The organism is Schauerella aestuarii (genome assembly GCF_009866805.1).
GTDB classification, from domain to species: Bacteria; Pseudomonadota; Gammaproteobacteria; order Burkholderiales; family Burkholderiaceae_B; genus Schauerella; species Schauerella aestuarii.
The window spans coordinates 376,276-401,532 of sequence record NZ_SIZW01000042.1 but is presented as its reverse complement, the minus strand read 5'-3'; the positions used below and the strand labels follow the sequence as shown (position 1 = coordinate 401,532).

The 25,257-nt window shown below is 63.0% G+C and carries 22 protein-coding genes; 5 read left to right on the top strand and 17 right to left on the bottom strand.

Features of this window, described 5'->3' with window-relative positions:
• Window positions 1-9: 9 nt before the first annotated feature.
• From EYW45_RS16920 to EYW45_RS16880, 9 genes are all read right to left on the bottom strand, one after another.
• Window positions 10-777 (bottom strand): SDR family oxidoreductase, encoded by a 768-nt coding sequence (locus EYW45_RS16920; protein ID WP_161136603.1) that lies wholly within the window; start codon window positions 775-777, stop codon window positions 10-12.
• The gene (locus tag EYW45_RS16915) at window positions 777-1,769 is read right to left on the bottom strand and encodes an NAD(P)H-quinone oxidoreductase (protein WP_161136602.1); all 993 of its coding nucleotides are present in this window, start codon (window positions 1,767-1,769) and stop codon (window positions 777-779) included. Before EYW45_RS16915 ends, EYW45_RS16920 begins: the two co-directional genes overlap by 1 nt.
• Before the next feature lie 23 nt (window positions 1,770-1,792).
• Window positions 1,793-2,497 carry an ABC transporter ATP-binding protein gene (locus EYW45_RS16910; protein WP_161136601.1) on the bottom strand — a complete coding sequence of 235 codons (705 nt, stop codon included), beginning with the start codon at window positions 2,495-2,497 and terminating at the stop codon, window positions 1,793-1,795.
• Complete coding sequence (locus EYW45_RS16905; protein WP_161136600.1) at window positions 2,490-4,271, bottom strand: branched-chain amino acid ABC transporter ATP-binding protein/permease; 1,782 nt, start codon at window positions 4,269-4,271, stop codon at window positions 2,490-2,492. Before EYW45_RS16905 ends, EYW45_RS16910 begins: the two co-directional genes overlap by 8 nt.
• A gap of 13 nt (window positions 4,272-4,284) precedes the next feature.
• Window positions 4,285-5,151, bottom strand: a complete 867-nt coding sequence (locus EYW45_RS16900; RefSeq protein ID WP_161136599.1) for a branched-chain amino acid ABC transporter permease — start codon at window positions 5,149-5,151, stop codon at window positions 4,285-4,287.
• A gap of 72 nt (window positions 5,152-5,223) precedes the next feature.
• A complete protein-coding gene (locus tag EYW45_RS16895; RefSeq protein WP_161136598.1) occupies window positions 5,224-6,423 on the bottom strand; it encodes an ABC transporter substrate-binding protein in 1,200 nt (399 codons plus the stop codon).
• Between the two features lie 166 nt (window positions 6,424-6,589).
• On the bottom strand, window positions 6,590-7,897 hold the full coding sequence (locus EYW45_RS16890; protein ID WP_161136597.1) for a pyruvate dehydrogenase complex dihydrolipoamide acetyltransferase: 1,308 nt from the start codon (window positions 7,895-7,897) through the stop codon (window positions 6,590-6,592).
• On the bottom strand, window positions 7,897-10,080 hold the full coding sequence (locus EYW45_RS16885) for an alpha-ketoacid dehydrogenase subunit alpha/beta (RefSeq protein WP_161136596.1): 2,184 nt from the start codon (window positions 10,078-10,080) through the stop codon (window positions 7,897-7,899). Before EYW45_RS16885 ends, EYW45_RS16890 begins: the two co-directional genes overlap by 1 nt.
• 29 nt (window positions 10,081-10,109) lie before the next feature.
• Window positions 10,110-10,892, bottom strand: coding sequence for an SDR family NAD(P)-dependent oxidoreductase (locus EYW45_RS16880; RefSeq protein WP_161137077.1), 783 nt, complete (start codon window positions 10,890-10,892; stop codon window positions 10,110-10,112).
• A 265-nt stretch (window positions 10,893-11,157) separates the two neighbouring features.
• Between EYW45_RS16880 and EYW45_RS16875 the strand changes: the two genes are divergently transcribed.
• The 3 genes from EYW45_RS16875 (at window position 11,158) to EYW45_RS16865 (ending at window position 14,528) form a co-directional block, all read left to right on the top strand.
• Window positions 11,158-11,895, top strand: coding sequence for an SDR family NAD(P)-dependent oxidoreductase (locus EYW45_RS16875; RefSeq protein WP_161136595.1), 738 nt, complete (start codon window positions 11,158-11,160; stop codon window positions 11,893-11,895).
• 40 nt (window positions 11,896-11,935) lie between these two features.
• Complete coding sequence (locus tag EYW45_RS16870; protein ID WP_161136594.1) at window positions 11,936-12,715, top strand: FadR/GntR family transcriptional regulator; 780 nt, start codon at window positions 11,936-11,938, stop codon at window positions 12,713-12,715.
• A 175-nt stretch (window positions 12,716-12,890) separates the two neighbouring features.
• Complete coding sequence (locus tag EYW45_RS16865; protein WP_161136593.1) at window positions 12,891-14,528, top strand: ATP-binding domain-containing protein; 1,638 nt, start codon at window positions 12,891-12,893, stop codon at window positions 14,526-14,528.
• 28 nt (window positions 14,529-14,556) lie between these two features.
• Here the strand turns inward: EYW45_RS16865 and EYW45_RS16860 are convergent, their stop codons facing one another.
• Entirely contained in the window at window positions 14,557-15,366 is an 810-nt protein-coding gene (locus EYW45_RS16860) for an alpha/beta fold hydrolase (protein ID WP_161136592.1), read from the bottom strand.
• Between the two features lie 159 nt (window positions 15,367-15,525).
• On the opposite strand from EYW45_RS16860, the gene EYW45_RS16855 reads away from it, so the two are divergent.
• Window positions 15,526-16,632 carry a TRAP transporter substrate-binding protein gene (locus EYW45_RS16855; RefSeq protein WP_161136591.1) on the top strand — a complete coding sequence of 369 codons (1,107 nt, stop codon included), beginning with the start codon at window positions 15,526-15,528 and terminating at the stop codon, window positions 16,630-16,632.
• Between the two features lie 33 nt (window positions 16,633-16,665).
• On the opposite strand, the gene EYW45_RS16850 is transcribed toward EYW45_RS16855, so the two are convergent.
• From EYW45_RS16850 to EYW45_RS16820, 7 genes are read right to left on the bottom strand one after another with little or no spacing between them, the layout of a single operon-like run.
• Entirely contained in the window at window positions 16,666-18,174 is a 1,509-nt protein-coding gene (locus EYW45_RS16850) for a M81 family metallopeptidase (protein ID WP_161136590.1), read from the bottom strand.
• Complete coding sequence (locus tag EYW45_RS16845) at window positions 18,171-19,457, bottom strand: Zn-dependent hydrolase (protein ID WP_161136589.1); 1,287 nt, start codon at window positions 19,455-19,457, stop codon at window positions 18,171-18,173. Before EYW45_RS16845 ends, EYW45_RS16850 begins: the two co-directional genes overlap by 4 nt.
• Before the next feature lie 26 nt (window positions 19,458-19,483).
• A complete protein-coding gene (locus EYW45_RS16840; RefSeq protein ID WP_161136588.1) occupies window positions 19,484-20,182 on the bottom strand; it encodes an ABC transporter ATP-binding protein in 699 nt (232 codons plus the stop codon).
• Window positions 20,179-21,024 carry an ABC transporter ATP-binding protein gene (locus tag EYW45_RS16835; protein WP_161136587.1) on the bottom strand — a complete coding sequence of 282 codons (846 nt, stop codon included), beginning with the start codon at window positions 21,022-21,024 and terminating at the stop codon, window positions 20,179-20,181. The genes EYW45_RS16840 and EYW45_RS16835 overlap by 4 nt, the downstream gene beginning before the upstream one ends.
• A complete protein-coding gene (locus tag EYW45_RS16830) occupies window positions 21,021-22,019 on the bottom strand; it encodes a branched-chain amino acid ABC transporter permease (protein ID WP_161137076.1) in 999 nt (332 codons plus the stop codon). The genes EYW45_RS16835 and EYW45_RS16830 overlap by 4 nt, the downstream gene beginning before the upstream one ends.
• Window positions 22,019-22,876, bottom strand: a complete 858-nt coding sequence (locus EYW45_RS16825) for a branched-chain amino acid ABC transporter permease (RefSeq protein WP_161136586.1) — start codon at window positions 22,874-22,876, stop codon at window positions 22,019-22,021. Before EYW45_RS16825 ends, EYW45_RS16830 begins: the two co-directional genes overlap by 1 nt.
• A 13-nt stretch (window positions 22,877-22,889) precedes the next feature.
• A complete protein-coding gene (locus tag EYW45_RS16820) occupies window positions 22,890-24,086 on the bottom strand; it encodes an ABC transporter substrate-binding protein (protein WP_161136585.1) in 1,197 nt (398 codons plus the stop codon).
• Between the two features lie 217 nt (window positions 24,087-24,303).
• On the opposite strand from EYW45_RS16820, the gene EYW45_RS16815 reads away from it, so the two are divergent.
• Window positions 24,304-25,140 carry a FadR/GntR family transcriptional regulator gene (locus EYW45_RS16815; protein ID WP_161136584.1) on the top strand — a complete coding sequence of 279 codons (837 nt, stop codon included), beginning with the start codon at window positions 24,304-24,306 and terminating at the stop codon, window positions 25,138-25,140.
• The last annotated feature ends 117 nt before the right edge of the window (window positions 25,141-25,257 follow it).

Here is a 25,257-nt window from a genome sequence, read left to right as displayed (position 1 = left end):
GCCGGATTACTAGGTCATGAGCCAGCCGCCTGCCACGTCGAGCACCTGACCCGTCACGAATCGCGCCTGATCGGAGGCCAGGAACACACATGCATCGGCCACCTCTTCAGGCGTGCCCAGGCGCTTGAGCGCCGTCACGCGGGCGACCGCGTCGTTGATTTCCTGCGGCACCGATTTCAGCAATGGGGTGCTGATCCGGCCGGGTGCCAGACCATTGACCGTGATATTGAATTCGCCCAGTTCGGCCGCCCAATGCCGCGTCAGGCCCAACAAACCCGCTTTGGTGGCGGCATAATGCGCGGCGACGATGTCGCAATAGGCCTTGCCGGCCACCGACGACATATTGATCACGCGTCCCGCGCGCCGCTCGATCATGTGCGGCGTGGCCAGATGCGTCATGTAGAACACGCTGTTCAAATTGACCGCCATCACCTTTTCCCACTCGGCAGGCGGCATTTCCCACACGCGCAGGGCTCGGCCATTGGTCTTGGGCGAGATGCCCACGTTGTTGACCAGAATATCCGCGCCGCCGAGTTCGGCGGCGATCTCGTCGTAAGCGCGTTTGCAGGCGTCGAACTGCGCGACATCGGCCGCGACGAACTTGACCGTATGACCGGCAGCGCGCAGACGCGCCTCGACAGCCCGGCCACCCGCCTCGTCGAAATCGATGAGCCCCACGCGGGCGCCCTGCCCCACGAACGCTTCCACGATCGCCGAACCGATACCACCCACTGCGCCGGTGACCACCACCGTCTGGCCTGCAAACGACGCATTCATCAGCGCACCTTCAACACGATCTTGCCGATGTGCGTGCTGCTTTCCATCAGCGCATGCGCTTTGGACGCCTCAGCCAACGGAAACTCGGCGTGGATCACCGGCCGGCATTTGCCTTGTTCAAGCAAGGGAATCACTTCATCGACCAGCGCCTGGGCGATCTTGCCTTTGTCCTCATCCGAACGTGGCCGCAATGTGGATCCGGTGAAGGTCAGCCGTTTGGTCATGATGGGCATGGCATCGATACTGGCCTTGCTGCCCTGCAAGAAGGCGATCTGCACCATGCGGCCATCGATGGCCAGGCTGCGGATGTTCTTGTTGATGTAGTCGCCGCCGACCATATCGAGAATCACATTCACGCCGCGGCCTTCCGTGGCCGACTTCACCACCGCTTCAAAATCTTCGTCCTTGTACAGAATCGTGCGCGTGGCGCCCGCTTGCTTGCAAGCCTCGGCCTTGTCGGCGTTGCCGACTGTGGTCCACACTTCAGCGCCGAATGCCGCCGCCAGTTGAATCGCCGTAAGTCCGATGCCGCTCGATCCGCCGTGCACCAGGAGTTTCTCGCCCGCCTTCAATGCACCGCGCTCGAACACATTGGTCCACACAGTGAAGTAGTTTTCGGGGATGCACGCGGCCGATTGCATGTCCACGCCTGCGGGCACGGGCAAACAATGACGTTCGTCGGCCAGACAATACTCGGCATAGCCGCCGCCCGGCGTGAGCGCGCAAACGGCGTCGCCCACTTTGCGGTTTTTCACCTCGGGGCCGACCGCCACGATGGTGCCCGACACTTCCAGGCCCAGATAAGGCGATGCGCCCGGTGGCGGTGCGTACGACCCGGCGCGCTGGAGCACTTCCGGACGATTGACGCCCGCGTACGCCACTTCGATTTCGACCTGGCGGCCGGTGGGCGCCGTGCGTTCGCGTTCGGCGATATGCAGGACTTCGGGTCCGCCACCTTCGCCATGATCGATGAATTTAAATGTTGCTGCCATCTGATAATCCTTCGAGACTGGGCTCAATGCCCGAGGTAAGCGCGCTTGACGTGGGGGTCGTTGAGCAATTCCTGACCCGTGCCGCTGCGCACGATGGCCCCATTCTCCAGCACATAGCCGCGATCGGCCAAACGCAAGGTACGAAACACGTTCTGCTCCACGAGCAGCACCGTCACACCATGCGACGTCACATTACGAATCACGTCGAACATCTGCTGCACCAGCAGTGGCGACAGCCCCAGCGACGGCTCATCGAACACCAGCATTTTCGGATTCGACATCATGCCGCGCGCGATCGCCACCATTTGCTGCTCGCCGCCCGACAATGAGCCGGCAAACTGGGTCAGCCGCTCCTTCACACGGGGGAAAATATGCAGTACTTCGTCGAGCTTCTGCTTGACGATCGGGCGCGCCGCCCGCTTGTACGAGCCCATCAGCAGATTGTCCTTCACCGTGAAACTCGGAAAGAGCTGCCGGCCCTCAGGAATCATCGTGATGCCCGCATCCACAATATCGGCAGCGCTGCGATTGGTGAGGTCCTGGCCTTCGAACTCCACGCGGCCTTGCGTGGCGGCGATCACCCCGCACAGGGCCTTGAGCGTGGTGGTTTTGCCTGCACCGTTGGCGCCGATCAGCGTGACGATCTCGCCGGCGTTGACTTCAAAATCCAGGCCGTTGAGCACCTGGGTCTTGCCATAGCCCGACACTAGTTTGGATACTTTAAGCATCGTTGTACTCCTTGCCCAAGTACGCTTCGATCACGGCCGGATTCTCGACCACTTCCTGCGGCAGGCCACTGACCAGTACCGCCCCTTCGTTGATGACGATGATGCGATCGGAAAGCGCCATGGTGGCCTGCATCATGTGTTCGATAAGCAGGATCGATACGCCCGAATCGCGAATGCGGCGGATCATCTGGATTGCCTTCTCGACATCGGTGGGGTTGAGCCCCGCCATCACTTCATCCAGCAGCAGCACCTTTGGTCCGGTGGCCAGCGCACGCGCGATCTCCAGCCGTTTCATGCCGCCCACGGTCAGGTTGCGCGCTTCGGTGTTCAGATACTTGACCAGATCCGTCTGCTCCGCCACCCGCAACGCGATGCGTTCGGCTTCATCGCGCTTGGACGTATCGATAAATGCGCCGAGCATGATGTTTTCCAACACCGTCAACCCGGTAAAGGGGCGCGCGATCTGGAAGGTACGGCCCATGCCCTTATGCGCCAGATCGTCGGGCGTGGTGCACTTCACCCACGTGCCATGGCGATCCAGCAGCGTGATGTTGCCCTTGTCCGGCGAGAGAAAGCCCGACAGCAGGTTGAACACTGTGGTCTTGCCGGCGCCGTTGGGCCCGATCATGCCCAGGATCTCGTTGCGATAGAGCGTGAGCGACACGTCGTTGGTGGCGCGCAAGCCGCCGAAGTTCTTGAACAGATGCTCGGCCTTGAGCACGGGCGACTCGCGGTCGATCACGTGCTTCTCAGTCGACGCCGGAGCGGCCGCCTGCTTGACCGGCCGGGTGCCAAGATACGGCAGGCGGTCGAGCAGGCGTTCGATCATCGGGCCGAAGGCGCCAGCCAGACCGCGTGGGATGGTGAGCACCACCGCGACCAGAATCACGCCGTACACCACGCCGTGCATGCCGTTGCCTAAAGCGCTCAACCAGCCGCGCGCCAGTTCCGCGATCGGCAGCACCAGGAACGTGCCGGCGATGGGACCGGCGACCGTACCCAACCCGCCGATCAACGCGAACATCGCGATCTGGATCGACAACTCGAGCGAAAACGCCGAGCCCGGATCGACGAACGTCAGATACGTGATGTGGAACGTGCCGATCACACTGGTCAGCATGGCCGAGACCACGGCAGCCAGGATCTTCATGTTGACGGTGTGAACGCCCACGGCGCGCGCCGCATCTTCGCGCTCGCGAATCGCGATCAGGTAATGCCCGGTGCGCGATTTGCGAATGAACCACGATGCCCACAACACCAGCAGGAAGATCACGAACGCGATGATCACGTAGTTGATCTTGTCCCGGAAGACGATCCAGGTCCAGCCGATATTCAGCGGCAGACTGATGCCGCTGGAGCCGCCGGTCCAGCTTTCTTCGTGAATGACCAGCAGACGCACCACTTCCAGGATCGCAATCGTGGAAAGCGCGAAAAACGGGCCCTTCAGGCGCAACGTGGGATAACTGATCACCACGGCCACCACGCCCGAAATCAAGGCGCCGGCAATCATGCCGATCCAGGGCGTGATGCCGAAGTTGGCCGTAAGCAAAGTGGCGGTATAGCCGCCGATCCCGTAAAACACAGCGTGGCCGAGCGAGAGTTGCCCCGCGTAGCCGCCCACGATATTCCAGGCGGTGGTCAGCGCGGCGAAAACGAACAGCAGAACGAAAAGGTTGGTCCAGAAGGCGGTGCCCATGACGACGGGCACGATGAACATGACGGCCAGCAGAATGAGGCTGACATAGGCTTTGGGGCTGCGAAAATCGGGAAACACGTCTCTCTCCTTATTATTCTGTGCTGGTGCCGAACAGACCGTTCGGACGCAAGACGAGGATCAGCAGAAAGATCCCGAAGTAGACGACTTCCTTCAAGTCGGGCGCGATGTAGTAACCCGCCAGGGTGTCGACGACGCCGATGATGAGCGAACCCGCCACCGCGCCATACAGACTGCCCATGCCGCCGAGCACCACGATGACGAACGCGGTCAGCACGAAGTAGGTGCCCACGGTGGGGAACACCGGATACTGCGGGGCCAGGAGGCCGGCCGCGATCCCCACGAAGGCCGTGCCCAGACCGAACGCGATGCAGTACACCGTGTTCACATTCACGCCCATGAGGAGCGCCGCATAACGATGCTGGGCCACGGCGCGCAATGCGCGACCGAGATAGGTGCGATGCATGAACACATGCAGCAGCACGGCAAGCACGATGGCGATGATGAAGGTGATGAGCTGCCCGGTCACGACCGTAAAGGTGCCGACCATGACGGCATGGGTGCCGAGATCTGCGGGCGCACGCAACACGTTTGCGCCGAAGACCACGAGCGCCAGGTTGAGCAGAATCGTCGAGACGCCCACCGTGGCGAAGATCTGGATATGTTCATCCGCGTTGAGCAACGGCTGGATGATGCACTTTTGCGTGAGCGCGCCCAACGCAAACAGGATCACGGCAACGGGAATCAACCCGAGGTAAGGATGTACGCCGAATTGCGTGGCGATCAGATAGACCAGATACATGCCCACCATCAGAAATTCGCCGTGCGCAAAGTTGACGACACGGACGACGCCGAAAATGAGCGTGAGCCCCAAACTGATGATGATGTAGGCGCCACCCAGCAACAGTCCGTTGATGAGCAACTGAATGAAGATATCCATTTATGCGACCTCGCGACCACGGCTCATCCGAGCGCCCGCGACTGGCGCCCGGATGGCCTTTCAGTGTCGTTGTTATTTATTGAAGACCGGCTTGCCCAGCGCGAGGTCTTTGGGTGCGATCGTCACGAGCTTGTTGTCCTGCCATTGCATGACATAGAACGTGGAGGCCTTGTTCTGGCCATCCTCACCGAAGTCGAACCCCCAACCGTTGGCGGTCTGGCCACCCGGCTTCTTGTAGGCCAGTACCGCGGCGCGAATTTTGTCCGCGTCGGTGGATTTGGCTTGGGCCATCGCTTCGAAGAAGGCCTTGGCGCCCACGTAGTTGGTCAGGCTGTGGCCCGATTGCGGGTCGCTCTTGTACGTGCTTTTGTAGGCTTCCAGGAACTTGTCCAGACCCGGTGCACCGGCCGGATTGATCGACGACTGCGGGAAGTCGAGATCGAACACGCCGTTCATGCCGGGACCTACTGCCTTGGCGGTATCGGCCAGCGAGTAGCCGCCGCCGGCGCCGATCACGACCTTGGGCGTGAAGCCCGCCGACTTGGCCTGGTTGAAGTACAGGATGGCGTCGTTCTGATACGCCGTCTGCAGCACCACGTTCACGCCGGCACCTTTCAGGCGCAGGATGAGCGAAGACAGATCCACCGTTTTCGCGGAGTACGGCAGCACCTCGGCAACGGTGTAGCCCAGTTCGGCCGCGCGTTGCTTCTCGGTCGCCGCCACATCGGTGCCGTAAGGGCCATCCTCGTGGATGATGCCGATCTTGATATCTTTGGGGCTCAGCCCCATGCCCGGCGCAATCATCTCATGCAAGGCATTCACCACCGATACGCCATAGAGCGCGGTGTTAGGGTTGCTGCGGAACAGGTATTTGTAGTTGCGTGTGGTGATCTTGTGTGCCGTGGCGCCGAGTTCGAAGTACGGCACGCCGGCCAGTTCGGTGACCGGGGTGGCCGCATACGAAATGCCGGACGCGTAGCTGCCGAATACGGCCGCCACATTGGACGAGGTCAACCGCTTCGTTTCCGATACGGCCTGTGTGGGATCGACGGCGTCCGCCTTGATGATCTGAATCTTCTCGCCATTCAAGCCGCCGGCGGCATTGATCTCATTGACCGCCAGCTCGAGGCCGCGATAGCTCTCCTGGCCCAGCAGCGCAAGCGCACCGCTGAACGGAAACAAGGCGCCAACTTTGACGTCCGCCCACGCCACGCTGCTGGCGAGCACGCCGCAAGCGCCCAGCACCACCGCCAATTTCTTGATTTTGAACATTGTCTCGCTCCTGTCTATACGAATAGAAAACCAGCCTAAACCCTTGGAACCTAAGGCTTTTTAGAATATATGATATATGTTATATGAGGCCAGATTGAAAGCCGCTCCAGTCTAGTAGACGCGCAGGGTTTAAGAATCGGGGATTTCCCTAGGACATCCATTTGGCTCATAACAAAATACGCACCGGGTGCTCGATCAGCTGTTTGAAGGCCGCCAGCCAGCGCGCGGCGACGGCGCCATCGATGGCACGATGATCGGCCGATAGCGTGACGGTCATCACGGTCGCCACAGCGACTGCGCCGGCGTCGTCCACGACCGCCCGCTTTTCCGCCGCACCCACCGCCAGGATGGCAGCCTGCGGCGGATTGATGATGGCGGCGAACTGGGCAACGCCATACATCCCCAGGTTGCTGACCGTCATCGATCCGCCGGTGTACTCCTGCGGCTTCAAACGTTGCGCCCGGCCGCGCGATGCAAGCTCGGCAATCTCGGTTGCGACCTGCCGCAATGTTTTGGTGTGTGCATGGCGCACGATGGGCGTCACCAGCCCCCCTTCGGTCGCTACCGCTACGGCGATGTCAGCCGAGTCGTGCTGGACCAGGGCATCGTCCTCCCACGCCACGTTGACTTCCGGCACGGCGACCAGTGCCAGTGCGGTTGCTCGAACGATGAAGTCGTTGACTGAAATACGCGCGTGGCCGTCGTCGCCAATCTGCCGGCGCAAGGCCAGCAGCGCATCCATGCGGCAATCGAGCGTGAGATAGAAATGGGGAATCGTGGTCTTGCTTTCGGTCAGGCGCCGGGCGATCGCGCGCCGCATCGTCGAGTGCGGCGTCCGGCTGGCGCCGCTCGATGCTGCAGCTGAATCGGGTTTGTGGTCGCCAGCGTTTGCTACGCCAGCAGCCGCGGGGGGTACCAGTGGCGCAGGCCGCATCGATGCGGCGTCACCGGCCCCTTGCCGGGCCTGTGACGCCGCCGATGCTTGTGCAGCTCGCGCCACATCCTGCTTCAGGATGCGCCCGTGCGGCCCGCTTCCCACGATTTGTCGTAGATCGATCTGATGATCCGCTGCGATGCGGCGCGCGGCCGGGCTGGAAAAAAGACGTTGCGTCGGGCCTGGCGTGGCGTCGCCGCGGCGCTCCGCATCATCCGTAGATTGCCCAGTCGGCGCAGGCGCAGGGCCATTGACGCCTTCGGCAGCCAGCGCACGGTCGACGGCATCGGCACCTTCACCGTCGGCAGTCAACACCGCCAAGACGGCGTTTACCGGCAGTTGTGCATCGCCCGCTGCTGCGACGATACGGGCCAGCACACCGGCATGCTCGGCGGCGATCTCGACGATCGCCTTATCGGTTTCGATCTCGGCGATCGCATCGCCCACCGCCACGCGATCGCCCTCTTTCTTCAACCACTGCGCGATCGACCCGGTGGCGCTATCGGCCGCAACGGCCGGCATCTTGATGAGTTGGGCCATTACGATGCCTCTCCCAGATCGGCCAGCACATCGCGCAAGCCGTCCATCACCTCTTCCACGCCGGCAAACGCGGCGCGCTCGAGCACCTTCGAAATGCTGGGCGAGGCTTCGCCGCCCGTGACGCGCTTGACCGGCTGATCCAGCCAATCAAACAAACGGCGCTGAATCTCGTCGGACAGCATCGCGCCGTACGAGGTGCCGCGCGCGCCTTGCTCCACGATCAGCACGTTGTTCGTCTTGCGCACGCTCGCGCCGATCGTGTCCCAATCCAGGCTGGCGCGATCCAGCGTGCGCAGGTCGATCACTTCGGCATCGACGCCCAGCGCCTCGACCGCCTGCAGCGTTTTGTCGACCATGGCGAGGTAGGTGAGCACGGTCACTTTGCTGCCTGCGCGGCGCACGCAGGCGCTGCCGAACGGAATGAAGTAATCGAGATCGTCTGCCGGAATCTCGCCGGATGAAGCGTAGAGATCCACATGTTCGATCACCAACACCGGGTCGCGCGACAGAAGCGCGGTGTTCATCAAGCCGATGTAGTCGTACGGCGTGGACGGCGCCACGATGCGCCAGCCGGGTGAGGTGGCCACGATGCCGGCCGGATCCATCGAGTGCTGCGAGCCATAGCCGGTGCCCATGGCCACTTTCGTGCGCAGCACGAGCGGCACATCGATATCGCCGCCGAACATATGACGCGCCTTGCCGATCTGATTGAAGATCTGGTCGGCCGCCACCCACATGAAGTCGGGGTACATGAACTCGACGATGGGCCTGTAACGTCCGTCCATGGCCAGTCCGCCGCCGAGGCCTGCAAATGCATTCTCGGAGATCGGCGTGCCGAGCACCCGATCGGGAAAACGGTCTTTCAACCCGCGTGTGGCGCCATTGGTGCCGCCTTTGAGACGATGCACGTCTTCGCCCATCACCACGATGCTCGCGTCGGTTTCCATGCGGCGCGTGACCACGTCGGCCACGGCATCCACAAGCTTGCGCGTCACCGTGGTGCCCGCATAGTCGGCGGCCTCTTGCACCCGCATGCCCACGAATTCCTGTTGATCGCTGCGCAATCCCACGTCGCGAAAATCTGCGCGCGGCCAGAGATCGACGCGCACTTGGCGCTTGGCACCCTCGCCCGCTTCGGTCAGGCGCTCGGCGATCTCCTGCATGGTCGCCTTGCAGCGCGCGCGCAGGCTATCGATTTCGTCGGCGGTGATGAGCTCGCGCGCAACCATTTCGGTGGCCACGCGCAACAGCGGATCGCGGGCTCGCCACGTGGCTTCCTCTTCCTTGGTGCGATAGCCGAACGCGCTTCCCGGGAACGGCCCATTCTGGTGAAAGAAGCGATACACATCGGCTTCGATGATCGTCGGCCCATGACCCGCCCGCATATGCGCGACCGCCTCGGCCATGGCCGTGTGGACGGCCAACGGATCCATGCCGTCGACCTTCCACGCGGGAATATTGAAGGCCTGACCGCGGGCAGACAGCCGCGGCTCAGCCGTGGCTTCTTCCACCGTGGTGGAGACGGCATAGCGATTGTTCTCCACGAAGAAGCACAGCGGCGTTTTCCACGCTGCGGTGAGATTCATCGTTTCGAGCACCGAACCGATATTGATCGCGCCGTCGCCGAAGTAGGTCACGGCCACGCGATCGGTACCCGCATGGCGATGCGCCCAGGCCGCGCCCGCTGCCAACGGCACACCGCCGCCCACGATGGCATTGGTGCCCAAGGCGCCCGCTTCCAGCCAGCGCAAGTGCATCGAACCGCCTCGCCCGCGGCAGAACCCTTGCGCCAGACCCATGATTTCGGCGAGCGTTTTCTGCAGCACGGCATCGATGGCGGCACCGTGAGCCGCGCGCGGATCGAGTCCGTCGGGCGCCACATGCTGCAAGGCCTTGGCCAGAAACTGATGGTGGCCGCGATGCGACCCGTTGATTTGATCGCCGGCACCCAACGCCAGTATCGACGCTACCGCGCCACCTTCCTGCCCGATCGAGGAATGGGCTGGCCCGTGCACCAGACCGGCTGCCGCCAGGTCGAGCACCGTTTCTTCAAAGGCGCGAATCCAGTGCAGTTGGGTCAGCATCGTGGCCAAAAGCGTCGGCGGCGCGGTGTGCCAATCTTGGGCGGTGACATGAACGGCGCGCCAGGGCGCCGTGGAAGTCAGCGTGTCATAAGTGGTCATCGGACGTGCTCCAGATACCGCATTGCAAATTAGAGATAGGCATAGCGGCTCCAGCCGCCATCCGCCACCAAGGTATGGCCGGTCATGAATGCCGACTGTGCACCGGCGAGAAACACCGCCATCGCAGCGACTTCGTCGGCCGTGCCAAGCCGACGCAACGGCGTGCGCGCCACCAGCCGGTCGATGCTCAAGCGGCCCCGGGCCTGCAGATCGCGCAACAGGTCGGTGTCGATATAGCCCGGCGCCAGCGCGTTGACGCGCACGTTGTGCGGGCCCCACTCCACCGCCAGCGATTCGGTGAGCATCACCACGCCGCCCTTGGTGGCGCAGTACGCTGCCCGGTCTGGCGCCGCCACCACGCCATACATCGAAGACAGATTGACGATGCTGCCCGCGCCGGCCGCGACCATGCGCCGCCCGGCGGCTTGCGCGCAATAGAACACGCCGTTCAGATTGATATCCACCGCGCGGCGCCATTCGTCAGGCGTGACGTCCAGCGTGGGCTTGTTGGCTGACACGCCTGCGTTATTGATCAGCACGTCCACCCGCCCATACGCCGCATCGATCGCCGAGAACGCGTGCGCTACCGCCGTCGCGTCCGTGACCGACGCTTGCACGGGCAGGCATGTCGCTCCCAGCGCTCGCACGGTGGCGCACGCTGCGTCGAGCGCGTCCAAATCGATATCGAGCAGCGCCAGGCGTGCACCTTCGCGCGCGAAGGCTTGCGCGCAGGCCAGACCGATACCGCGGGCGCCGCCCGTGATCACTACTGTTTGCCCGCGCAGGCCGGTTTCAGGCCCCGATGGGTGCATCACGCTTGTCTCCTGCCGCAATACTCCACTGGCTGCATCGCGATTCAGCAGGCTTGGCGCCTGCCGCCGGTGCGGCTCTTTCTGGAGGTTTTGCTACTTGTCTGATAAATTATCGTTGTTGTCTGACAAATTAAAATCGTCGGGCAAATAGTAGAGAGACGCCGATGGCATGTCAACCCTCTTCTCGATGGGCCGCACATCGCGCACAACGGCCGCTCTCACCAACAAGATGCCTGCACGAGCGGGTGCCGCAGAGGAGACTGCAGTGATTTCATTCGAACGAAAAGTGGCGTTGATTACCGGTGCCGGTACCGGCATTGGATTGGCGACTGCCGCGATGATGGCGGCGCATGGTGCGTCGGTCGTGCTGGTCGACATCGACCGGGCTGCGCTGGGGCGCGCCGTTGAGGTGATCGGTGTGCCGGCAGATCGCGTACTGAGTATCCCGGCCGATGTGTCCGACGCCGACGCGTGCGAACGCGCCCTGGCGGTCACGGCGGAGCGCTTCGGCGGGCTGGATTTTCTCGTGCATTGCGCCGGCATTTATCCCGAGGCCACCATCGCGAACACTACCGATGACGCGTGGCGGCGACTGATGAACATCAATCTGGACGGCACGTTTTTCTTGTGTCGCGCGGCGCAATCGCGGCTGCGCGAGGGTGGCGCGGTGGTGTTGCTGGCGTCGCTGGCGGCGCACCGCGGCAGTTATGCGCACGCCGCCTATGCGGCCACCAAAGGCGCCATCTTGTCGTTTTCGCGCAGCCTGGCTCTGGAACTGGCGCCTCGCGTGCGCGTAAACACCGTATCGCCCGGAATCATCGAGACGGCGATGACGCGCGACCTGATCGGCCAGAAAGGCGAACAACTGCTGGCCAGCACGCCATTGGGCCGCTACGGCACCGCGGAAGACATTGCCGGTACCATTGCATTTCTGTGTTCGCCGCTTGCGGCTTTCGTCACCGGCGAAACGCTGCAGGTCAACGGCGGGCTGTACCTTTCATGAGCGCCGGCCCGCCGAGCGGCGCCACTTTTCATTTTTGCGCATGACGACATTGCCGTCCTCCTCAGAATCGACAGCCACCGCCGCGGCCCGGCCGTCCCTGCCCGCCGATCTGGCGGCGTTGTTGGCCGAACAGATCCATCAAGGCGTGCTGGCGCCAGGCGCGCGCTTGCCGACTGAAAAGGTGCTGGTCGAAACGCATGGCGTAAGCCGCGCGGTGGTGCGCGAGGCGATCGCACGCTTGAAGTCTGAAGGTTTGGTGACGTCGCAACAAGGCAGCGGCGCGTTCGTGGATCCCAACGTGCGCAAGAACGCGTTTCGCATTGGCGCGATTACGGCGCAGGACAGCCAGGATCTCGAACACATCCTCGAATTGATGCTGTCGATCGAGGGCACGGCAGCACGCCTCGCCGCGGCCCGCCGTACGAGCGACGATCTGAAACGCATCCGTCAGGGTTTGGTGGGCATGGAGTACGCGATTCTGAATGATCAGTTGGGCGACGAAGAAGACTACGCGTTTCACCTGGCGATCGTGCAAGCCACGCACAATCCGCATCTGGTGTCGCTCAGCGAATATCTCGAAGCCAATGTGCGCCACGTGATTCGCAGCGCCCGGCGCAATACGGCGCGCCTTTACGCGCAGCGGATGGTGGCCGTGCAGGCCGAGCATCAGGCCATTTTCCAGGCGATCGAAGCCGGCGATCCCCAAGCCGCCGGTGCGGCTGCCGAGCAGCATCTGCGTCAGGCGGCGGAACGGTTGCGCTTGTATGCCGCCGATCCGCCGCTTGCGGCGACCGACGCCTCGGGTGCGGCGGATCCATAAGGGATGCGAACTTCAGAGGCGATGCTGGATCGATAAACGGCGCCACTTCCCGAAGGTGCGCCGAGACGATCAGCTGCGCCAAACGAGGCATCGGCGGCGATCTGCCCTCGACACTCGCGCATAATGCCAGGATCGTGGCCGCGTGCCACCCGCTCAGAAAGCCCAGGAGTATTCGATGTCGCGTGTTGTGCCCGATGGTTGGGAAACGCTGGAACACAGTGGCCCCCAGCAACGCGAGATCCAGACGCTCGCCGTGCTGGCTGCGGGTTTGCCCGACGACTACACCGTGTATCACGCCGTGCATTGGACCAACGTCGACCATGCGCATGCGATCTACGGCGAAATCGATTTCGTCATCGTCAATCGCGCTGGCCAACTGCTCATCATCGAGCAGAAAAGCGGGCTGCTGACCGAGACCGAAGACGGCCTGGCGAAGGTGCAAGGCAATACCCATCGCCTCGTGCAGGCGCAGATGGCGCGAACGGTGGATGGCTTGAGCGCGAAGTTGTCACGCAGCCTGAACCATCAGACGGTGACGATCGAGTATTTGCTGTATTGCCCCGATCACATCGTGCGCCATCCGCTTACCGCCGGCATTTCACCCGAGCGCATCGTCGACGGCAGCCGACGCGCCCAACTCGTGCCGATGATCGAGGCCCTGCTGGGGCCTGGCGAACCCGCTGCGATTGCGCCGCGCGTGCACCGTTTCCTGCAGGACATCATCCAGCTGGAAACCGACGTGAGCGCCCTGCTCGGCGAGGCGCGCACGTTGGTCACGCGCGTGGCCGGTGGGCTGGCGCACTGGGCGCGGCAACTGGACATGACGCCTTATCGATTGCGGGTCACGGGCACCGCCGGCTCCGGCAAAACGCAACTGGCGCTGGCCGAGTACCGCGATGCAGTAGAGGCCGGCAAACGGCCGCTGTACGTGTGCTACAACCGTCCGCTGGCAGATCATTTCGCCCGCATCGCACCCGCTGGCGGGCTGGTGTGCACGTTTCACATGCTGTGCGACATGGCGCTCCAGGACGCGGGGCACACCACTGATTTTGCCCAACCCGGCGCGTTCGACAAACTGATCGTGGATGCCGCCGCCACGCCCGTTTCGGAAGCGATGTCGTTCGACACCGTCATCGTGGACGAAGGCCAGGACTTCGCGCCCGCATGGCGCGATCTGGTGCTGCGCCATGCCAAACCCGGTGCGCGACAGTTGTGGCTCGAAGACCCGATGCAAAACCTGTACGGTCACCCGCCCGCCGAGCTGCCGGATTGGGTGCGGCTGCGGGCCAAGAGCAACTACCGTAGTCCGCGTCCGGTCGTGCGCTGGCTGCAGCCCCTGCTGCCCGCGGACCTGCGCATCGAAGCGGCCGCACCGATCGCCGGCAGCGATGTCGAACTGATCACCTATGCCGACGAGGCCAGCCTGCTCTTGGCCGTGAAGGAAGCCGTGCGCCGTTGCTACGCTGTGGGTTTTCGCGAGCATGACGTCGCCGTGCTGAGCTATCGCGGCCGCGAGCAGTCGCGGTTGCTGCATCTGGATCGCCTGGGGCCGCATGCCTTGCGCTCATTCACCGGCGAATACGATCTGCTGGGGCAGCCGGTGTACACCCCCGGCACGGTGCTGATGGAATCGGTGTATCGGTTCAAAGGACAATCGGCGGCGGCCGTGGTGTTTGCCGAGATCGACTTCGAGGCGTTGGATGAGCGCACCGTACGCAAGCTCTTCGTGGGCGCCACGCGCGCCACAATGAAACTGGTATTGGTCGTATCCGAACGGTCGGCTGCCCTGATCGAGGCCCAGTTGGCGCCCTGATTGACGCGGCGGCCCGCTGTGCGTGCGCTCATAGTGTGGCCATGAACGCCTTCACTTGCGCGGCGATCGTATTTGCCGGCTCGATACTGGGCAAGTGAGCCACGCCGTTCAAGGCCTGAAAGCGGGCGTTGGGCATGGCGGCGGCGATGTGACGGGCGCGGTCCTGAATGTGCGGAAAGTCGAGGTCGCCCGCCAGCACGAGGCTTGGTACGGCGATCTCGCCCAACCGGTCGTAGGCCGGTGCCGTATCGACGTTTCTGCCTACGGGTGGCGACCGCAGCGCGATGCCGTTCATGTCGAGAAACAACTGACGTGCCGCGCCGCTCACCCGGCCCTCCGCGCTACGTGGTCCATCCAGATAAAGATGTGCCTTGATGGCGTTGATCCGATCTTTGTCATCTGCTGCTTCCGCTTCCTGAAGCCGCGTCATCAACGGCGCGATGTCCACGGGATACACGGCCTCGGGCATGCCGGACACGGATGCCGATATCAGCACCAGGCCGCGCACGCGTTCGGGATGAGCGAGGGCAGCATCGAGCGCCACGCGGCCGCCTTGCGAACACCCGACCAGAACGGCCGGCTGCCCGGGCACCAGCCCATCGAGCACAGCGTTCAGGTCGGCGACGCACGAAAAGGTGTCTTCGCTCGCCAGGGTGTCGCCAAAGCCCCTGCGGTCGTACGCCATGGCCATATTGTGTTGCGCCAACGGTGCGAGTTGGCCGCGCCACATGCGCCGATCGCACACTGCCGCATGCAGGAACACGATCGGGCTGCCCTCGCCCTGCACATCCACGGCAAGCGTCGCGCGGCCGGAGGCGATCCGATGAGTGGTGTGCATGAGCCCGGTTCTCAGGTATGGAGGATGGCCGATAGTAGCAACCTCGCCCGCCGCATGTCGCGTCCGCTCGCTGACGACCTCATCCAAGGGTAAATCATGATAATGAATAGATCGGCATCCCCCTATGATCGCTCATCCGCCACATGAGGGGCCAAGCCGATGCCCCTGCGCGTTGTGTTGTTCTTGAAAGGGGTCACCATGTACGGCAATACACTTATTGCGCGTCTGAGCATCGCTACGGTGCTGGCGTGGTCATCGATGACGGCGTACGCGCAAGCGCCCGCATCGGCCGCACCGCAAGCGCCGGATGCGACAAGCGCGGCGCCGATCGCGCTGAAGATGAGCCACTTCCTGGGGCCCAAAAGCTTCTTCCAGGTCGATCTGGTCGAGCCTTGGGCGCGGGAACTCGAGCGTCGCAGCAACGGCAAGGTGGTGGTCGAGGTGTTGAACGGCAGTTCGCCATTGGGCAATGTGCGCAACCAGGGCACCCAGGTCAAGGACGGTGCGGTAGACATTGCGCTGGGCCTGCGCGGCGCCGAAGGCGATCGATTCATGCGCAGTTCGATCGTCGAACTGCCGTTCGTCGTATCCGACGCAAGACGCGGATCGCAGGCGCTGTGGTCGCTGTACAAAACCGGCGTCATTGCCGACGAATACCGCGATTTCAAGGTGCTGGCGCTCTTCGTGCAAAACCCTGGGCTGGTGCACACCAAGCAAACGCGCGTGGTCGAGCTGGACGATCTGAAAGGCCTGCGCTTGAGAGTGCCCAACGCCACCGTGGCTACCGCGCTGGAATCCGTGGGTGCCGTGCCGAAGCTGCTGCAACCTGACGAAATCATGCCGGCGCTGCGCGCCAATCAACTCGACGGGATCGTCACGAACTGGGGCACGCCGATTCCGGGTTTCAACGACGAGATGAAGCAGCACACGGCCGTGCCCTTCTATGCGTCGGCGTTTTTCATCGTGATGAACAAGGCCCGTTACGAGGGGCTGCCCGCTGAGATTCGCGATGTGATCGACAGCATGAGCGGCGATATGCTGGTGGCCCAGTTCGGGCCACTCTGGGACAAATGGGACAAGCCCTTTTTCGACGGCGCGCACGGCCCCGGGCAAGAAATCGTGCGCCCCGACGCTGCCACGCTGCAACGATGGAAATCGGGACTGCAGCCGGTGTCCGATGCCTACGTGAAGAGGCTGCAATCACAAGGGTTTACCGATGCGCGCGCGGTATACGACGGCCTGATCGCGGCATCGACGGCGCCGTAAACGAGCCATCAGCGAACCGCATCGGGCACAGGATCAACGCACCGGGTCCGCCGCCACGTAGTCTTCACTGGCCATGCGGTCCAGGGGATAGACCGGACGCACGGCGCGCTCAAACGGAAACAGCGCATAGTCCGAGCTGGTGACGCCCGGGCTGTCGCACTCCACCAGCGCCGCCGTGATCGGCACGAATACCGGGCGGCAGTACATCCGTGATTTGGCGAGGATGAAGCGCGCCTGCCGGGGGTCGATGCCCACGCTTTCGAACACCCCCAGATCCCAAGGCTCATGCGTGCGCTCGGTCACCACCAGCAATGCCGCGCCAATATCGAGCACTGCGGTGCGTCCCATGCACGCCGTCTGACCCGTGTAGGTGGGGCCCGAAATCACATACTCGCCATTCGTTACCGCGCGCACCGTGCCCGTGAGCGTAACCGGCGGCGTGTGCCGGCCGATCTGGGGAATCGGACGCTTGTTGCCCACCGGTAACGTGACAGTGGCGCCCTCGCCCGCTTGCGCCATGACGGCAACGGCTTGCGGGTCGCAGAACAAACCGGCCACGATCCCGGTCAGCCCGGCATCCACGGCTGCGGTCAGCACATCCATCGTGTCGCACGTGCCGCCCGACATGCAGTTATCGCCATGATCGAGCAGCAGAATGGGCTTGTCCGCCGTAGCCGCCAACGTATCGGCGCGCGCCAGCGACTGCGCCAGGGGCTCGCTGGCATAGAAGAAGCCATCGCGGTCGTTCCACATCCTGTCTGCGATCCGCGCCGCCACGGCATCGGCTGCATCCTGGTCGCCGTCCGCCACCACGATCACGGTCAAACACGGATGCGGAATATCGGCCAGGCCGAATCCTGCCAGGATCGATACGCCCAGCATGCCCGCGTCCTCCGCGTCACGCGCAGCCTGCACCGCATCGCGCATGGCGCCTTCGGCCGTATTGCTGCGCAGCGTATGCGTGATCAGCGGCAACCGCCGCCAAGCCATCACCGGTCGGGATTTGCCATCGAACGCATCGAAGAGCAAGCGCCCTGCATGCTCGCCGGTTTCATACATATCGATGTGCGGATACGTCTTGAAGCTGACGATCACGTCGGCGTTGGCCATGATGGCCGGCGTCACGTTGCCGTGCAGATCCAGCGCCACGCCGATCGGCGTGCCGGGCGCCGCCGCGCGCACGCGCGCCAGCAGATCGCCTTCCCCATCATCGGTCGATTCCACCGCCATCGCCCCATGCAGATCGAGCAGGATCGCGTCACAACCCGGGGCCGCCGCCACGATGCGATCGCAGATGTCGGCATAGGCACTTGCCGCCACGCGTCCGCTTGGATACGCCATAGCCGATACCGGCGTCACGATCTCGGCGCCGCGCGCATTCGCGAGATCGATGAAGGCGGACATGGCCGTGCGTTTGCCGACGTTGTCGTCATAGGCCGCCTGATCGTAGGCCGGGCCATCGTTGCCGAAGGCGGACAGCGGCGTGGGCACCGGCGAAAACGTATTCGTTTCGTGATTCATGCGCGCGATCAGGACTTTCATGCGGCGGCCTTGGCGGAGGCGGTTTCGACGCGGCCGCAACAGCGCAGCATCGCGTGCAGCAGCACATTGCACCCGGCCTCGAGGTGACCCGGCTGGGCATCCTCGATTTCGTTGTGGCTGATGCCGTCCTTGCAAGGCACGAAGATCATCGCGGTGGGCGTGACGCGGGCCATGTAGACGGCGTCGTGGCCGGCGCCGCTCACCACGGGCATGGTGTGTTCGCCCAGCGCCTGGGCGCCGTCGCGGATCGATTGAATCAAGGTGGCGTCGAACGGTTGCGGCGGAAAATACACAACCTGCTCCGATGTGACCGCCAGCCCGCCTTTCTGCCGCAGTTCGTCGCACGCCTGGGCAAACGCCTGCGTCATGCGGTCGAGTGTGGCGTCGTCGGCGGCACGCAGATCGACCGTAATTTTCACCTGGCCCGGAATCACATTGCGTGAATCAGGAAAAACCTCGACGCAGCCCACCGTGCCGCGCGCGTGCGGCGCGTGATCGAGCGCGATGCGGTTGACCGCACGAATCAGATCGGTCGCGCCGAGCAGCGCGTCGCGGCGCAGCGCCATCGGCGTCGGGCCGGCATGCGCTTCCTGCCCGGTCACCACCACGTCGAACCAGCGCTGGCCCAGAGCGCCTTCGACCACGCCGATCACAATATCGTTGGCTTCGAGAATCGGGCCCTGCTCGATATGCGCTTCGAAATAAGCACGCGCGGGACGCCCGCCGACGGGATCGGCGCCGTCATAGCCGATGCTCTTGAGCGCTTCGCCCACCGAAATGCCGTCGCGGTCGCATTGCGCCAGCGCATGTTCCAGCGTGAACGCACCGGCGAACACGCCCGACCCCATCATCACCGGCACAAAGCGCGAACCCTCTTCATTGGTCCACGCCACCACTTCCAGCGGCGCCTCGGTAATCAGGTTGTGGTCCTGCAAGGTACGCAGCACTTCCAGCCCGGCGAGCACGCCGTAGTTGCCGTCGAACTTGCCGCCGGTGGGTTGCGTATCGATGTGGCTGCCGGCCATCACCGGCGGCAGATCGTCGCGCAGGCCCGCGCGACGCATGAACATATTGCCGATCGCATCCACGCGCACGGTACAACCCAGCTCCGCGGCCCAGTCGGCCACCAGGTCGCGGCCTTGACGGTCCAGATCGGTCAGGGCAAGGCGGCACACGCCGCCCTTGGGCGTGCCCCCGATCTTGGCGAGCGTCATGATCGATTGCCAGAGGCGTGCGCCGTCGATGCGCAGCGCGGTCGGAACTTCAGATTCGGAAACGTGCATGATGTACTCCTTGTTCGGGGCCAGGCTCATACGCCCACGCCCAGATAACGGTCCTTGACGCCGTCGTCGGCCAGAAATTCGGCATTGCTGCCTTCGAAAACGACGCGCCCCTGTTCGATGACGATGTGCCGGTCGGCAAGTTGCGTGCACACCTCGAGATTTTGCTCCACCAGCACAATGGCCACGCCCGATTGCTTGATGAGCTTGAGCTGGGCCACGATCTCTTCCACGATCACCGGTGCCAGTCCTTCGACCGGCTCGTCGAGCATCAGCAGTCGCGGATGATTCATCAACGCCCGGCCGATCGCCAGCATCTGCTGCTCCCCGCCCGATAACTGGCCGCCGCCGTTGCGGCGCCGCTCTTTCAGGCGCGGAAAGATCCGGTAGATATCGTCCAACTGCCAAGGCGAGGCGCGCCGCAGTCCGAGCTTCAGGTTCTCTTCCACCGTGAGCAGCTTGAAAATGCCCCGGTGTTCGGGCACGAGGCACACACCCATGGCCGCGATACGGTGCGCCGGGAGACCGGCGATGTGCTGGCCATTGAAGCAAATGCTGCCGCTGCGCGGCGCGATCACACCGGCAATGGTTTTGAGCGTGGTCGATTTGCCGGCGCCGTTGCGTCCCAGCACCGTCACCAGCGCGCCATCGGCCACCTGAAGCTCGAGCCCCTGCAGAATGTGGCTCTTGCCGTAATAGCTGTGAATGCCGTCCACGTCCAGGATCATGCGCGGCCTCCGGTAATCATATTGCCGAGATAGGCGCGGCGCACGCGTTCGTCGTTGCGCACCGCGTCGGGTGTGCCTTCGACGAGCACCCGCCCAAGCTGCATCACGGTCACGGTGTCCGAGATATCCATCACGATATTCATGTTGTGTTCGATCAACACGACGGTGTAGTCATCGCGCAAGCCGCGGATCATGCGCTTCATCTCGTCCAGATCGTCCACGCCCATGCCAGAGGTGGGCTCGTCGAGAAAAATGGCGAGCGGTTGCGCGGCCAACGCCATGCCTACTTCCAGACGACGTTGCTGGCCATGCGAGAGTACGCCGGCCGTCTGGTTGGCAAAGCGCGTGAGCGCCATGCGTTCGAGCACGCCATCGACCACATCGTTGTGCGCGCGCGCGCCGCTGGGCGGGTGCCAGAGGTCGAAAGCGCCCGCCCGCTTCACGCCTTGCGCGGCCAAGCGCAGGTTTTCGCGCACCGATAGATTGGCAAACAGGCTCGTCACTTGAAACGAACGCGCAATACCCCGCTGCACGCGTTGATGATCGGCCTCGGCCGTGACGTCGTGGCCATTGAAGACGACGGTGCCCCCGCTCACGCCGGTGGTGCCGGTCAGGGTGTGGAAGAGCGTCGTCTTGCCCGCACCGTTTGGGCCGATCACCGAATGCACGGTGCGCGGCTGCACGGTGAGGTCCACGCCATGCAATGCCACGAACTTGCCGTAGCGTTTCACGACACCGTGCGCCTCGAGCAGTGGTGTGCCGGGATGCGCCAGGTGTGACGTGTGGGGCACCGGGTGTTGCGGGTTGAACGGAAGCGAAGCGTTATCGGCATGCGCAGTCATGGGCGGGACTCCCTGGCGGATGGTGCATCGATATCGCCGGCCGGCGGTTTGCGCCGCACCGCCAACCACAGGCGTTCGCCCAAGCCCCACAGGCCGCGTTGCATGAACAGACTTACGGCGATCAGCAGCATCCCCAACAACAGCAGCCAGCGCGGCCACAAGGTCGATAGCCAATCCGAGAACAGCACGTAAAATGCAGCACCCAGCACCGAGGCAAAAAGATTGCCGGTGCCGCCGATGACCGTCATCACCAGAATCATTTCGCTGGTGTGGTACTCGATGCTCGACAGCGGCGCGATGCCGGTCATGATGGCCAGAAAGGCACCCGCCAATCCCGTGACCGCACCGGAAATCGCGAACGCGGCAAGCTTGAACAGCCGCACGTTGTATCCCACGGCAGCGGCGCGCTCTTCGTTGTCGCGGATCGCCAGCAAGGTGCGGCCGAACACCGAGCGCGTCACGCGCAGCAGCAGCCAGAACACGATCACGAAGCACACCGCCACCAACGTATAGAACTGCCACGGTGTTTTCAATGCCATGAGTTCGAACCCGCCCACGGAAATCGGCGGGCGCGGCACATCCAGCAAGCCGTTGTCGCCGCCTGTGAGGGTGGGCAGGCTGTACGCCAGAAAGTAGAACATCTGCGCAAACGCCAGCGTGAGCATCACGAAATACGTGCCGCGTTGCCGGATGGCGAACCAGCCGACGAGCGTCGCGGCGAGTGCACCCACCACCACCGCCGCCAGCAAGGCAAGCGGCAGCGGCAGAGCCAATCGGGTGAGCAGAATGCCCGCCGTATAACTGCCCAACCCGAAGAAAATACCCTGCCCGAACGACAGCAAACCGGTAAATCCCAGCAGCAGGTTGCAGCCCGCGACCGCGATCGCGTAGATCAGTACTTCGGTCGCCAGCGATCCAGAGCGAATCACCAGCGGCAGGATGAGCGCCACGGCGATCACCAGCAGCAATTGAAAATGGGTACCGAGCCGCGTCATCATCCTCTCCCCAGCAAACCGTGAGGACGCAGCAGCAACACGGCGGCCATGGCCACATAGATCATCAGGCGTGCGCCCTCCGGCCACAGCGTGCTCATCACACTCTGCACGATACCGATCAGCAGGCCGCCAACCAACGCACCCGCGAAACTGCCCATGCCGCCCACCACCACGATCACGAACGCGATGCCCAACGCCTCGATGCCCATGAACGGTTCCACGCCGCGTATGGGTGCGGCAAGCACGCCTGCCAGCGCAGCGGTGCCGGCGCCCAACGCAAAGACGAGACTGAAAATGCGGAAGACGTTGATCCCCAGAAGCGAGACCATTTCGGTGGACTCGCTACCGGCGCGCACGGCGCTGCCCAGGCGCGTGCCTTCGAGCACCCACCACAACGCCAACGCAAACACGGCGGTAAAGCCGATGACGAACAGGCGGTACTTCGGATAGATGAAGTTGCCCCACATGACCACGCCTTGCAGCGCCTCCGGCGTGGCCACGTTGTCGCCCAACGGACCCCAGATCAGAATGACACCCTCCTGCAGCACCAGCGCGAGGCCCACGGTGACGAGAATATGAAACTCGTGTGCCTGGGCATATACATGCCGCAGCAGCACTTTCTCGACCACCCAGGCGCAGAAGGCCACCAGCAAGGGCACCACCACGAGTGCCAGCCAGAAGTTCATGCCCCACTGCATCGCCTGGAAGCAGAAGTAGGCCCCCAGCAGATAGAAGGCGCCGTGCGCGAAATTGACGAACCGCAAGAGCCCGAAGATGATGGACAGGCCGACCGCCAGAAGGAAGTACAGCATGCCGATCCCGATGCCATTGACGACCTGCAGCAGGTAGACATTCATGGGGAGGCGCGGTTTACAGCTTGCAGCCGGTCTGGGCGAGCGGCAGGAACGACTGGCCCGAACTCACGATGTCGGCGTAATCGTCCTTGTCTTTCATCTTCGACTTCGGCTTGCCTTTCAAGAGGTAGTAGTTCTTGAGCACCTGATGATCGCCCGCCCGGATTTCTTCGGCACCCGTGAGCCCGTCGTACTTCATGCCTTCCATCGCGGCCACAACCGCTTTCGGATCGGCACTGCCGCTTTTGATGATCGCGTCCAGCATGATCTTGGTGCAGATATAAGACCCGGCCAGGCTGTAATTGGGATTGACCTTCAATGTCTCCTGGCAGCGCTTGACGAGATCCTTGTTGAGCGGCGAATCGATCCCGTGCCAGTACTGGGCACCGAAGTACACATCCGCGCACAGATCGGCGCCCAACGCTTCGAACTGCTCCAGACCCGAGGCCCACGCCACCAGGATCGTCACGTTCTGCTTCATGCCGAAGCTCACTGCCTGGCGCAGCGTATCGGACGACTGCGAGCCGAAATTCAAGATCAGCAATGCATCGGGTTTGGCGGCCAGCGCGTTGGTCAGATAGCCGCTGAACTCTTTCTCGGTGAGCGAGTGATAGCTGTTGCCCACGTGCTCGAGGCCCTTCTCGGCGAAGATGTTTTTCGCCGCACTCAACAAACCATCGCCGAACACATACTGCGGCGTGATCGTGTACCAGCGTTTCGCCTTGGGCACGGCCTCGATCAAGGGCCGCACGGTTTGCTCGATGGCGCCGAAAGTGGGCACCGACCAGCGGAACGTGGCCTTGTTGCAATCCTTGCCGGTGATCTCGTCGGCACCGGCCGTGGTGATGAATACGCCGCCGCCCTTCTCCACTTCCTTGCCCATCGCCAACGACTCGGACGACAAAATTCCGCCGGCGAAGAACCGGGTGCCTTGCTCGGATTGCTCCTGCACCTTGCGCACGGCGGTCGCCGGTTTGCCTTCCGTATCGAGCACGGTATAGGCGAGCGGGCGACCGAGCGCGGTGCCGTATTGCTGGATGGCGAGCTTCATGCCGATATCGGCATACTTGCCATTGGCCGCAAACGCGCCCGACATCGGGACCGGACACCCGAAGCGAATCGCGTCGCTCTGCGCCAATGCCGAGCGTGCGGCCCACAACGAACCCGGCACGGCCGACAGTGCGGCCATCTTCAAAAGGTTACGGCGATTCAAGGTGCTCTCCCTGCCGCAGGTGTGGCCTGCGGCGAAAACGAATAAGGCCGGCGCCGGGGTGGCGCCAAGCGTAATGTTGGGTGCAAAAACTTGGAAAACGCGATGCCTATTTATGCGTATAAATAGGATGGTTATCATCATGGTGGCGCGACAAAATCATGTCAATATGCCAACCATCGGGTAAAACCCGCAGTGCCGATGAGGATCAGAACAGGTTATGGAATTCGATCGCGACGCGCGTGTGCCTTCCGCGCAAACCGCCCAGCCCAAGCGCAGCGACCTCATCGCCGAAGAGGTCAAGCGCCTCATCACGTCGAAGAATCTTCTGCCCGGCGACAAATTGCCGCGCGAAATCGAATTGCAGGAGATGTTCAGCGTCAGCAAAAGCACGATTCGCGAAGCATTGAAATCGCTCGAAGTGCAGGGGCTGATCAAGGTGAGTACGGGCCCGGGCGGTGGCGGCATGGTGGTGGAAGTCCCGCTGGATCGCACGTTTCAACTGATGCAGAACTACCTCTTTTTCAAGGAGGTGTCGATCGAGGATATTTATCAGATCCGGCATCTGCTCGAGCCGGAACTGGCCGCCAGCGCCGTGCCGTTTTTAACCGACGCGCAGTTCGATGCGCTCGAACACAACATCCACTGCTGTGATCCGCGCGCCGAAGATATGGAACAGTCGCTTGCGCAACGGCAGGAGGAAATGACCTTTCACGACATCTTCGCATCGGCCTGCCCCAATCCGTTCTTGCGCTTCAGTTGCGAAATGATCAATCAGATGATCCGTGCACTGACCGTGTACGACAACGACATGCCGCTCGCGGCGCAGCAACGCTTTGGCGCCACCAATACGAAGTACCACGAGAAGATTCTGACGGCGGCGCGGGCGCGCGATGCCGAAAAGGTGCGCGCCCTGATGACCGCGCACATGAACGACGCCATGAAATCGGTCAAGCGCATGCACGGCAGGCTCAAGGGCCGTCTGATCCTGGACTCGGAAATGTCACGTCGCCCGATCCCACGCAAAATGCGCCGACCGGGTTCGAGCAAGGCGTAGCGATAACGCCGCACGAACCGGGCGTGGCATCCCAACGCGATCTGGACTGCGCCAAGCATGAAGGCACCGAGATGCCTGGGATGCCTGAGCTGCTTGAGATGCCTGAGGGGTTTGGGA